The 12707-nt window shown below is 35.6% G+C and carries 12 protein-coding genes; all 12 read right to left on the bottom strand.

Features of this window, described 5'->3' with window-relative positions:
- Positions 1-37: 37 nt before the first annotated feature.
- Positions 38-1060: an EpsG family protein gene (locus tag ACO1PF_RS10150; protein WP_423188940.1), complete on the bottom strand. Its 1023-nt coding sequence runs from the start codon at positions 1058-1060 to the stop codon at positions 38-40.
- Positions 1061-1117: 57 nt separating this feature from the next.
- A complete protein-coding gene (locus tag ACO1PF_RS10145; protein ID WP_423188939.1) occupies positions 1118-2323 on the bottom strand; it encodes a glycosyltransferase in 1206 nt (401 codons plus the stop codon).
- 19 nt (positions 2324-2342) lie between these two features.
- On the bottom strand, positions 2343-3467 hold the full coding sequence (wecB, locus tag ACO1PF_RS10140; RefSeq protein ID WP_423188938.1) for a non-hydrolyzing UDP-N-acetylglucosamine 2-epimerase: 1125 nt from the start codon (positions 3465-3467) through the stop codon (positions 2343-2345).
- 3 nt (positions 3468-3470) lie between these two features.
- Positions 3471-4580 (bottom strand): capsular polysaccharide biosynthesis protein CapF, encoded by a 1110-nt coding sequence (locus tag ACO1PF_RS10135; RefSeq protein WP_423188937.1) that lies wholly within the window; start codon positions 4578-4580, stop codon positions 3471-3473.
- Positions 4580-5599: a polysaccharide biosynthesis protein gene (locus ACO1PF_RS10130; RefSeq protein ID WP_423188936.1), complete on the bottom strand. Its 1020-nt coding sequence runs from the start codon at positions 5597-5599 to the stop codon at positions 4580-4582. Before ACO1PF_RS10130 ends, ACO1PF_RS10135 begins: the two co-directional genes overlap by 1 nt.
- Before the next feature lie 12 nt (positions 5600-5611).
- Positions 5612-6829, bottom strand: coding sequence for a glycosyltransferase family 4 protein (locus tag ACO1PF_RS10125; protein ID WP_423188935.1), 1218 nt, complete (start codon positions 6827-6829; stop codon positions 5612-5614).
- A gap of 21 nt (positions 6830-6850) precedes the next feature.
- On the bottom strand, positions 6851-7708 hold the full coding sequence (locus ACO1PF_RS10120) for an NAD-dependent epimerase/dehydratase family protein (RefSeq protein WP_423188934.1): 858 nt from the start codon (positions 7706-7708) through the stop codon (positions 6851-6853).
- Between the two features lie 15 nt (positions 7709-7723).
- Positions 7724-8329 carry a sugar transferase gene (locus ACO1PF_RS10115; protein ID WP_423188933.1) on the bottom strand — a complete coding sequence of 202 codons (606 nt, stop codon included), beginning with the start codon at positions 8327-8329 and terminating at the stop codon, positions 7724-7726.
- A gap of 63 nt (positions 8330-8392) precedes the next feature.
- Positions 8393-10249 carry a polysaccharide biosynthesis protein gene (locus tag ACO1PF_RS10110; protein ID WP_423188932.1) on the bottom strand — a complete coding sequence of 619 codons (1857 nt, stop codon included), beginning with the start codon at positions 10247-10249 and terminating at the stop codon, positions 8393-8395.
- Between the two features lie 17 nt (positions 10250-10266).
- Positions 10267-11037, bottom strand: coding sequence for a tyrosine-protein phosphatase (locus ACO1PF_RS10105; protein WP_423188931.1), 771 nt, complete (start codon positions 11035-11037; stop codon positions 10267-10269).
- A gap of 24 nt (positions 11038-11061) precedes the next feature.
- Positions 11062-11769, bottom strand: a complete 708-nt coding sequence (locus tag ACO1PF_RS10100) for a CpsD/CapB family tyrosine-protein kinase (protein ID WP_423188930.1) — start codon at positions 11767-11769, stop codon at positions 11062-11064.
- Positions 11770-11780: 11 nt separating this feature from the next.
- Positions 11781-12524 carry a YveK family protein gene (locus ACO1PF_RS10095; RefSeq protein ID WP_423188929.1) on the bottom strand — a complete coding sequence of 248 codons (744 nt, stop codon included), beginning with the start codon at positions 12522-12524 and terminating at the stop codon, positions 11781-11783.
- Positions 12525-12707 lie beyond the last annotated feature (183 nt).

Genomic DNA, 12707 nt, shown 5'->3' with positions numbered 1-12707 from the left:
TATATTTATTAACCATAGAATTTTTATAATAAATCACCTACTTTCCTGATATTGTTTGATATTCTCTAAAGCTTTCCCATATTGGGTTTGTAAAGAACGCATAATATCTCAACAAATATATACTAATTAACATTGCGAACAGTACTTGCTTATTCACCTTATTCTCTATTCGACTAAATATCTGAGGAATTGTGATAATTAAAAACAAATCGAAGTACATCCCCACCCTAGTTATCATTGAAATTTTAATAGCTAATAAGGTTATAATCACAGCTATTAAAGAAAGTTTCCCGTAAATTATTTCTTTTCCTCTAAGATTGCCTAGATTAAATACAATCAAAAATAAATAAAAACTCGAAATAATTGTAGCTCTAAGACTATTTTGCAAGTTTTGATTGTAGTAAAATTGATAGTTGTTTGGAAGGTATTCCAATAATTGATGTACAATTATATCAAATATTGGCGTGAATAGCAGTAATATTAAGACAAACATAGTTGCAAATGCATACTTTTTGTCAAATGGTTTTTCTGTTAACAGAAAGTATAACGGTAAAAGAATAAGCGCGCTTGCATGCATTCCAGTGGCTAGTAATACAAATATTACATACGGAATTAATCTGCGTTTGACTGCATAATTAATCGCAAACATAAAAAAACATAAGGCTAAAGTCTGTCTTAATGCAGACAAATGGATTAAAAAAAGATATGGATTAACTAGTAAAAGTAAAAATGCAAACCAATATTGATTAACTTTCAAATTACTTTTTATTAAATGCCAAATTGCAATTAAATAAAATAGACTCACTAATGCAATTAGCAGAAAAAAATTTGGTATTGCAAGGTTTAATAACCGGAACAATTGATCATTTCCTCCGTATGCATTTAAGCCTGAACTTAACGAAGAATGTATATTAAAATAACTCATGTAATCATTACCGTAATCATACCTTAATGCCATAAACATATAGAGTATTGCTAAAGCAAAAAATCTAAATGGATATTTTTTATTTAATTCGGGTATCGTAAAGAATAATGCACTTAGAAATACTATGTGAACCATGTAGTTAATTCCTTTCGTACTAAGATTGATCAATTAAACTAAGGTTTTTCAGTACTATTACATACTTAACTTTAAAAAATTAATTATTTTTTCTGATTGATTAATATAATTTTTTGTTCTTGCAAATTTTTGAGCCTTAAGTCCAATTTGATTACGATTATAACTGCTATATTTAATCACTTCTTCTAACTTTTCAGCTATTGCTTCAGGACTATTATTATCAAGTATAATCACATATTCTTTGTACTCTTCAGGTATTCCTGGGAGCAGGGTCGTTAAAAGAGGAGTTCCCGATAACATATATTCTAGAGTTTTTGAAGGGAAAGAATACTTTACAAATTCTTCATCATTTGATCGAGCATTTATCAAAAAATCTGCTTTTCTTTGAATATCAAGTATTTCCTTATTAGAAACAAAGCCTTTATATTTCACTCGGTTATTTTGCTCAGATATCTCAGATAATTCTTTTTCAAAATTTCCTCTTCCATATATTTCTAATATTCCGTGTTTGTTCTTCATGGCAAGAAATCCATTGACAATATTTTTAATTCCATATCTATTTTCTAAAGAACCAGTATATACAATTCTAAAAGTTTCTAAAATTTCTTCCTCTTTTTTATTAATAGGATAGTTATTATAATTTACATCTATAATTCCTTCCATTATTAAATTTGGTTTACCTGGAGCAAAATCTTCCGCAAGATATTTTGTTAATGCAATTACCTTTGTGGCTTTCTTCATTAAACATTTAGATATCATTAACTCAATTTTTCTCAATTTAGATTTCAGATTAGAAGATTTATTTATGTTAACAGCTGGAGGATCTGTCCATATAGCAATATAATCTATATTATAAATTTTGGAGATTATTAATCCTACAATCATATATGGAACATGTACTGAATATACAATGACTCCTGCTTTATTAAACACTAAATGATAATTTTTGAGGCTGTAATACAATGCAGATAAAAATCTTGTGATAATTTTAAATATGCCACTGTTAATAAATGGAATCTCTTGTATTATAATTCTTTTATCTCCAAGTAAAACAAACCATTTATTTTTTTTTATTTTTTTTTGAGGAAAAATGGGATAATCTGCTATCGGCCTTACTGAAATATAAGTAAAATTAAATACATCCAAATGTTCTAATCCCTTAATAATATTCCAGTTGAATTTATGTGTTTGAACTTGTGGAAAATTATCCATACTAAATACTTTATCCATTTCTTCATCAGGTATGGCAAATCCCAAAAACAAAAAATTCCCCCTCGTTTTCCTACTCATTCCACACAACCCTATTTACATAATCAGTATAAGATAAAATAATTCTTAATACTTTATCCGATACATTCGGCATACTATAATCATTAACTAGTCTTAAAACTTTTTTCTCTTGATTTTCTATTACTTTTAAACCTTGCAAAATCCTCTCTTTTTTTAATCCCACCATCATAACAGATGCTTCTTCCATTGCTTCAGGTCTTTCGTGTGCTTGTCTTATGTTGAGCGCTCTAAATCCAAGGATTGATGATTCTTCGCTAATAGTGCCACTATCACTCAGAACAGCTTTAGAGTCTTTTTGAAGTTTCACATAGTCATTAAAACCCAAAGGCCTCATTGTTTTTACTAGTGGATTAAAATTAATTCCTTTAGCTTCAATCATATTTCTTGTTCTTGGATGTGTACTTATTATAATTGGCAACTGATATCTTTCAGCAATTATGTTTAAGCTATCCACTAAATCCATAAAGTTCTGCTCAGAGCTAATATTTTCTTCTCTATGGGCAGATACAATAAAGTACTTATGTTTTTCTAGACCCAACCTGACCAATACATCTGAATTATCAATGTCAGCTTTTCTCGAATTCAGCACTTCAAACATTGGGCTACCAGTCTTAATTATTCTATCTGCTGGTAATCCTTCTCTTAAAAGATACTCTCTAGCAATATCGCTATATGTTAAATTGATATCTGCTGTATGATCAACAATCTTTCTGTTCGTTTCTTCCGGTACTCTCTGATCAAAGCATCGATTTCCTGCTTCCATATGGAAGATTGGAATTTGTCTTCTTTTTGCAGCTATGGCACATAAACAACTATTTGTATCTCCAAGTACTAGAAATGCCTCAGGTTTCACTTCTTCAAGAATAGGATCTATTTTAACAAGAATATTCCCAATAGTTTCTACAGCCGAACCTGTTGCTGCATTAAGGAAATAATCCGGTTTTCTAAGATTGAAGTCTTTGAAGAAAACTTCATTTAATTCATAATCATAGTTCTGTCCGGTATGTACTAAAACATGATCAATCGCTTCTGATTCTTCTAATTTATTAATGACCGCTGAAAGTCTTATTATTTCCGGTCTTGTTCCTACAACTGTCATTACTTTTAATTTTTTCATTAATTATACCTCCAAAAAATATGTATCAGGTTTTTCAGGGTCAAACGGTTCGTTAACCCACATAACGGTAACCATATCAGTCTCACCAAGATTTTCAATATTATGTGCATATCCCACAGGAATATCAACAACTTCCATTTTAACACCAGTTACGAAATACTCTAATATTTTATCAGTATTTACTTTTCTAAAACGGATGACGCCTTTGCCACTGACAACTAAAAACTTCTCGTTTTTTGTGTGATGCCAGTGGTTTCCTTTTGTAATACCTGGTTTTGAAATGTTAACCGAGACTTGACCACGATCAGGAGTTTTTAAAAACTCTGTGAAAGATCCCCTTTGATCAATATTCATCTTTAGATCATAGCTAAATTGATTTTCTGGTAAGTAGCTCAAATAGGTACTATAGAGTTTCTTTGTAAATGTATCTGACATATTTGGAACAGATCTATCTTCTCTAGTTTTTTTAAACGCGTAAATCAATTCTGCTATTTCACCCAGCGTCATAACATGTTCTACAGGGACTTCACAAAATGAACCAACTCTATTTTCTTGCTCATCTACAGCCATAATAAGTTCATTAACTACGTCATCAATGTAAACAAGATTCATCATTACACTTGGATCATTTACTTGTATCGGAAGATCATGTGCTATGTTATGACAGAAAGTTGCAACAGCACTATTGTAATTCGGTTTACACCATTTCCCAAATACATTGGGAAATCTATAGACTAGAATCTTTGCACCTGTTTCTTTACCATAAGCAAATAAAAGATTTTCTCCTGATTTCTTACTTTTTCCATAAGGGTTGTTTAAATCTGCTTGAATAGAAGACGAAATCATCACCGGACAAGTGTTACTATACTTTTTTAACGTGTCTAGCAACTCAGAAGTGAAACCAAAATTTCCTTCCATAAACTCTGACTGGTCTTTTGGTCGATTTACCCCTGCAAGATGAAATACAAATTCTGCCTGTTTACAGTATCCATCGAGTAATGAAGAGTCTGTATCTCGATCATATTCAAAAATCTCATTGTATTCTCTATTTCTCAGTTCTGCTATTAAGTTCTTCCCAATAAAGCCTTTTGCCCCAGTAACCAATATTTTCATTATTTGACCCAACTTTCCAGCTGTTCCTTAACATAATCGAGTTGTAATAATCTTTCTTTTATCTGCTCAATATTAAGTCGTTCTGTATTATGGGAATTATATTCGTCTTCTGAAGAAAGTTCTTCGTCACCTTCCACAAAATATTTATCATAATTTAAATCGCGTTTATCTGCTGGTACTCGATAAAAGCCACCCATATCTTTTGCGACAACATGTTCTTCTTTAGTCAGGAGTGTTTCATATAATTTTTCTCCATGACGCGTACCAATAATTTTGATTTCATTTTCTACATTAAATAATTCCTTTAATGCTTGTGCCAAGTCTCCGATTGTTGAGGCAGGTGATTTCTGTACCATGATATCTCCAGCTTCAGCATTCTCAAATGCAAACACAACTAGCTCTACCGCTTCTGCCAAACTCATTAAGAATCGAGTCATATTAGGATCGGTTACAGTAATCGGACTATTGTCTTTTATTTGTTCTATAAATAAAGGAATAACTGAGCCCCTTGAAGCCATTACGTTACCGTAACGTGTTCCACAAATTAATGTATTATCGGGATTCACAGTCTTAGCTTTGGATACGAAAACTTTTTCCATCATTGCTTTTGAAATGCCCATAGCGTTGATTGGATATGCCGCTTTATCAGTAGACAAGCAGATCACTTTTTTAATATTCATTTCGACCGCGCCGGTCAGTACATTATCGGTCCCGATAACGTTAGTTTTGACCGCTTCCATAGGGAAAAACTCACAGGAAGGAACTTGTTTCAAAGCAGCAGCATGGAAAATATAATCTACTCCGTGCATAGCATTTTTCACACTATCTTTATCCCGAACGTCGCCTATGTAGAATTTCAACTTGTCATTTTTATATATTTTCCGCATATCATCTTGTTTTTTTTCATCTCTCGAAAAAATTCGAATTTCTTTAATATCAGTATCCAAGAATCTTTTCATAACGGCATTACCAAAAGACCCTGTACCACCTGTAATCAATAATATTTTATCTTTAAACATTTTTTCTCCACCTCATACTGTTTTTTTGAAATAATTGTCCATTCTTTTTAAAAGATCAGACTTATTAAAATGAATATCGTAATATTTTCTAGCATTCTGTCCTAGATATTCTCGTTCTTCTTTTAATTTGTTTGAAAGTTTAATTATATTTTCTGCTAGTTCTTCCACATCTCCTGGTCTGCTACACAAGCCTGAATTGGATTCATTAATAATTCTAGCCGTCTCGCCTGCAGCGGATGCTATATTTGGAATCCCACACGCCATATAAGATTGGAGCTTAGCTGGAATAGTCATTGCGAAAAGAGGGCTATCTGTCAAGCCTAGATAAGCTGCATCATTAGCTGCCATTAATTCTGGTATTCTGGTAGCTGGTTGTTTTGGTATGAAATTAAACATGTCATTTAAATTCATTTCATCTACGATATTAATAAACTCACTTTTAAATCTACCGTCACCTACTATATTAAATCGCACTTTTTTTGTGGATTTATTTCTTATAATATTCGCTGCTTTCGGAAGAATATCCAGACCTTGAGCCATTCCAATATTTCCAGCAAAAATAATGTTGAAAATATCATCTTTTGGAATTTCAGGAACATTTTGCTCATCGAGTGGCATGTAAAAATCTTCAGCAAATTGTGGCCAATACTCAATTTTATCTAATGGTATTCCACGTTTATGTATAGACTCAACGAAACTTTCAGAAGTTGTAAATATTCTAGTACAGCCTTTATAAATATAATCTACCATCTTACCTATAGCACTAATTATTTTTTTGTTAGTCATTCCAGTTATAATTTCAACATTTTCAGGCCATAAATCTTGTACGTATAAATAACAAGGAATCTTCAGCTTCTTTGCATACCAAACTCCAGGAAGAGCTTGGGTCATGGGTGATACTTCAAATATAAATACATAATCAGCTTTTATATTAGTGAAAAATTTCCAAAAAAATCCCGAAACAACAAATGACAAGTAGTTAAGTATCAACATTATTGAATTATTCCCTCTAGGGATGAGTGGGATTCTTATGATGTCCATACCATTAAAAGATTCTTTTCTTTTCTTGAAAAGACCATATCCATCGTAATATTTACCTAATGGGTAATTGGGAATACCCGTAATTACAGTTACTTCATATCCTCTATCGATCCATTCAGTACAAATATCATTTATTCGAAACTGTTCAGGATAAAAATATTGTGAAATAACTAATATATGTTTTTTCAAACCTCTATTCACCCCTCCCGGTTATTTCTCAGTCAACTCGATAGATTCCTTAAATGTTCTGATTTGATAATTTGCTTCATCGTAGTCACTCATAGACTTCTCATAAACTAAATTACCAAAAACCTTGTTTACTATTTTAAATCTGTACATTGAATTTACAACTGGATTAAACAAACCGGTTATCCATATTTTCTTGTCTTTAAGCTGAGCAATCGTTTTTACCAGCTCACTGGTTTTTACATACTCTTTATTTTGCGGGAAGAAAAGTCCAGATTCTTGATGTTCTATGATAATTTTGATGAATTCACAGAGATTATCTATATGAAGCATGCTACGCTCATTATCAATGTTAGGAAAAATTGGTATCTTCTTTGCCATTTTTGCTAGTCTTGGATAATTTCCTTTAGAACCTTTACCGTAAATCATTGGTGGACGAAGGATTATAATTTTGAAATCATCTGACTCCAAGTTTTTAATACCATTCTCTGCCTGCAACTTGCTATTTCCATAGAAGTTACTCGGTGTTGGAACTGTGTTTCTATCTATAACTCTTTTTCTGCTGCTGCTCTCACCATAGACAATTATGCTACTCATAAAGATAAACTGTTTTACACCCTCTGCTTTGGCTTTCTCAGCTGTCTCAACTGTAAGATCTCTGTTTACTTTATAGTAGAGGTCTTCCATTTTCGGATCAGATGATACATGCGCTATTCCAGCAACATGAAACACAACTTCATACTCAGAAAAGTTTTTTTCTTTCCAAGAACCATCTTTCATGTCAACGGTATCGACATTATATTCTTTTGGTTCTCTCATAAGCCAATTCTCAAGAGAAGTACCGATGTAACTGTTCTCCCCAGTAATTAAAACATTCTTCATAATCGAACAGTCTCCTTAAGTATTAGCTTCCTCAGCCGTTTTACCTTCGATAACGCCATCGCTTTTTAAAACGCTGAATATGGTTCCAAAGAAACATTTGGTATCCATCATGATTCCAATCTTTTTAACGTATTCACCATCAAGTTTAGCTTTGACCTTGATGGCTAGTTCATCTCTGCCATTGATTTGAGCCCAACCGGTAAGTCCTACAGGCACATCATTGGCTTTGTGTGCATCTCTTTCTGCAATCAAATCATACTGATTCCAAAGCGCTGGTCGTGGTCCGATGATGCTCATTTCGCCTTTGAAAATATTGATGATCTGTGGAAGCTCATCCAAAGACGTTTTTCTTAAGAATTTCCCCACTTTAGTGATCCACTGATCGGGATTATCCAGTAAGTGTGTCGGTGTGTCTTTAGGTGTATCGATGCGCATGGTTCTGAACTTCAATATGTAAAAGTGTTCTTTGTTCATACCCACTCTTTTTTGTTTGAATAACACGGGCCCTTTTGATTCTAGTTTTATTGCAGTCACGATAATCAAGAAAATAACTGACAAGGCTACCAATGCACAAGCAGAAAGAATTATATCCATCAGTCTTTTAACTTTTAAATAACTCATTTCAAACCTCCTCAAGTTTATATAAAAGCATCGTCCTAATCCTTAATGGGTCGATGCTTTCCTTTAAGCGTATACCAATGACGATCCATCTTGTTTTTCTTCAGTCGTCAGTTCGATTTTTCCATTCGCAAAGTCAACGAGTTGTACTTTCAATTCACCGTCTTCAAGTCGTTCAAGATCTTTGACAAAACTTATAACATCATTGAGTTGCTGATTATTTACCTTACCAATAAATATTTTCTCATATACTTGTTTTCTTGTGTTTTCTTCGGTGCTTAATAGTTCCTCATAGAGTTTTTCACCAGGACGAATACCTGACTCTATGATTTCGATGTCTTTACTTTTTGAACCACTGAGTTGAATCATTTGTTTGGCTAGGTCAACGATTCTGACGGGTTCACCCATGTCCAAGACAAAGATTTCGCCACCTCGGGCCAGTGATCCGGCTTGCAGGACTAACCGGCTGGCTTCTGGAATGGTCATGAAGTAACGTGTCATGCGGAAGTCAGTGACTGTGATCGGTCCGCCTTTTTTGATTTGATCTTTAAAGACAGGAATCACACTACCGCGACTTCCTAGGACATTTCCGAAACGTACAGCCACGAAATTCGTTTGGCCTTCTTCGTTGAGTCCGGTGACGATCATTTCCGCGATTCGTTTGGTTGCGCCCATGACGTTTGGTGGGTTCACCGCTTTATCGGTCGAGACCATAACAAAGGTCTGCACACCTGCTGCCTTGGCACCTTCAGCCATGTTCTTCGTACCGTATACGTTATTCTTAACGGCTTCGGTCGGATTGACTTCCATCAGTGGGACGTGTTTATGCGCGGCCGCATGGTAGACACGGTCCGGTTTGTACTGTGCCATCACTTTGAAGATACGGTCACGGTCTTGAATGTCCGCAATCACTGGGACTATTTCGACATCATTTTTATCCGCAATGGGTTTCAGTTCTCTGTGAATCAGATAAATCGAGTTTTCACCGTGTCCTAACAGTAGAATACGTTTTGGTGAAAAGCGGATGATCTGACGACAGATCTCTGAACCAATGGATCCACCGGCGCCGGAAACCAAAATCGTTTGACCGGAGAGCTGGGTCGCAATTTTTTCCATGTCGAGTTTTACTTCATCACGGCCAAGTAAGTCTGTGACATCGATTTTTTTAAATTCTCTTACTTCATATGTACCTTGCACTATATCTTCAACAGAAGGCATCTGATTGATTTTGATATGTAAGGTATTACCATAGGACACGATGCGTTCCAGGTCTTTAGTTGACAGTGATGGGATGGCAATCGTGACTTGATCCACATCATAGGCATCAACCAGTTTTTCGATATCACTTATCTTACCTAAGACCGGTACACCGTATAAGGTCGTGTGTTTCTTGTTCGAATCATCATCCACGATGCCGACAAATTCGATTTCAGGGTTACGCTGAAGGTTTTTGATGAACAAACCGCCACCTGCGCCTGCACCGACTATCAAAGTTCTCAATTTAGTCAGGTCTTCAGAACCGTTCATTTTTTCTTTTTTCACTTGATGTTCCATTATGATCCGCCATACTACGCGACTGCCGGGAATGATCATCACAGCTAAGATAAACCATAAGAAGAGGAACCTTAAACTTAAAGGCGTGAATATCAGATTGAAGATATTACTAACTAAAAAGGCAATCGTGACGATGGTTGCGTGCACCATGGTTTCTCTTATGCTGGTGTAACGATTGATTTTGTCGAACAATCTGAAATAAACGGACAAGCCTATGTAGATCAATGTGATTATACCTAAAGACCAGAGCATTGCTCGCAGGGATAAAGGAACAAATGGACTTAAAAACAGATAAGAAAATAGTCCGGACAAATAAATAATGGTTAAATCAAATGTTCCTAGCGTCATCCTTTTCATGTTACGGTTCATCGCAGTCACTCCTATAGTTATTTAAACCATTTAGATATGAAAGATTTTTTGATCGTATGCGTATCCGGTACAATGATTGGATCCCCATTCAGTAAATCTTTCGTTGTTTGATGGAAGGCGTTACGTTTGCTGCGCCCGTATTCTTTCGCTAACAATTCATAGGCTTCTTTCATATGAAAGGAACGGTTAGTCGTGTTGTGCGCATCTGAAGCAATAAAATGAACCAAATTCGCTTCAATGAGTTCCTTGCTTGTTTTTTCTATCTTCTTACCGAATCCACCAGTATAACTGGCCGCCGTTAATTGGGCCAAAGCACCTTTATCCACTAGATTCTTCAAACGGTTGGGATGCTCGATGATCTCGTGGTTACGCTCCGGGTGAACAATTATGGGTGTCTTACCGTGACTCTGCAAGTCATAAAAGAGACGTTCAGTATAAGTCGGAATGCTTTCGGTCGGAAACTCGATCAAGACATTCTGTTTTTGATCATCCACAAACAGGATCTTGTTGTCTTCCATGTCTTTGAGTATCTCACCGTATAAGCGTACTTCTTGTCCCGGGAAAATCGTCAGGGCAATCTTTTGACGGTCGAGTTCTGCTTGCAACTCTTTAACTAATGGCATCACTTTTTGCTTGTCGTTCATCCAGTTGCGGTTCATGTGATGAGGAGTCGCTAAGATATGTGTGATGCCTTCTTCAACGGCTAACTTTGCCATGTCTATTGAATCGTCCCATGTTTTTGCGCCATCATCGATACCAGGCAAAATATGGCAATGTAAATCAAACATATCTAACACTCCTCGAATTTATAATTAGCCTTCGCCGTAATAATAGTAATAATTGTCATCTGATTTTTCTACACGATTGAGCACCGCGCCTAAGACGTTGGCTTTCACCTTATCCAGCAAATCTTTGGCTTTAACTACTTCGTCTTTACTGGCTTGTCCTTTTGGAATGACAAAGAGCACGCCATCGGTTTTGGACGCCATGACTTGTGCATCGGTTACCGCTAATAAAGGCGGCATATCGAAAATGACCATATCAAAATAATCTAGCATCTCCTGCTTCACTTCTTCCATACGTTTAGATGAAAGTAATTCAGCCGGGTTAGGTGGAATCGCACCACTCGTCAAGACATATAATCCGTCTGTCTGCGTACGGTAGACAACGTCTTCTACATGTGCTTTTTTATCCGTTAAAAGGGTCGTCAGACCATCATTGTTACGGACTTTAAAGGTTTTATGGACTGTCGGTTTTCTCATATCAGCATCAACAAGTAACACGCGTTTCTCTTCAGAAGCAAAGGTAGCGGCTAAATTGGCAGAGATTATCGACTTGCCTGAGCCTGGTCCTGCAGACGTGACGACGATCGTGCGAATCGTTTCGTCTATCATTGAAAATTGAATGTTTGTGCGGATCGTGCGGAACTGTTCAGAAACGACCGACGTCGGTTTGTTTACCACGACGAGACCTGGGCGTTCTGCATTATTGATTTCTTTTTTTCTTTTAAACAACATCATTGACTTCCTTTCTAAACGCGTGATCGCGCGCTTCTGGTTTCTGGTGAGCGTTCTGGTAATACTTTTTTCCCGTCAGATTTAAGTTCATCTACAGTCATTTCTGATATGCGGCCCAAACTTGTCCAGCCGAGTTCTTCAACAATGAATTTCTCGTCTTTAACCGTGTTGTCCAGGAATTCAAACAAGAAGGCTAATCCGACACCAATCATGCCACCTAGAACTAAACCAATTGCTAAATTGAGCGTGTTATTGGGAGAGATAGGCGTGACGTTCGGTATCCCTTGGGAGATGATCGTCACGTTGTCCACATTCATGATACCATCCAAATTCTCTTGAAAAACCGTTGCCGTTGTATTAGCGATAGTTGCTGCGTCGTAAGGATTCGTATCCGTTACACGGATAGAAAAAACTTGCGAGTTGGCTTCACTAGAGATTGAGATTTGATTGGATAACGCCCCATGAGAGATATCTAAATCCAAATCTTCTCTGACTTCATCTAAAATGATTGGGCCTACTATTATATCTTTATATGTATTGATCAATTGTACATTCGTGTTTATGTCTGCTTGCTGGATGACCTCTGATTGCTGTGTGCGGTTGACTAATAATTGCGTCGTTGAACTGTATTCAGGTACGGCTATAAAGAACGTATACAGTGCCGCTACCAAAACACCAATCAAGGTCGCATTAATGATCCAGGCCATTCGTTTCTTTATGATATCGAATAACTCGACTAAGCTGATTTCTTCTTCCATTGTTTCCTCCTGATGGTTATTGTTTTTATACTTTTATCACAAAATTTATCTATACTTTGTGCAAGTTATTTTATATTACCATAGACTTCATATATGTTTTAAGTGATTCTCATAAAGTTAGAAATTTCCTGTTAATGATTAGACATATTTTAGACATATTTCGTAACAATTATATCTTTACTT

The organism is Alkalibacterium sp. f15, from assembly GCF_049389645.1.
Taxonomy (GTDB): domain Bacteria; phylum Bacillota; class Bacilli; order Lactobacillales; family Carnobacteriaceae_A; genus Alkalibacterium.
The sequence above is the reverse complement of the archived record's forward strand: the minus strand, read 5'-3'. Positions and strand labels throughout refer to the sequence as shown.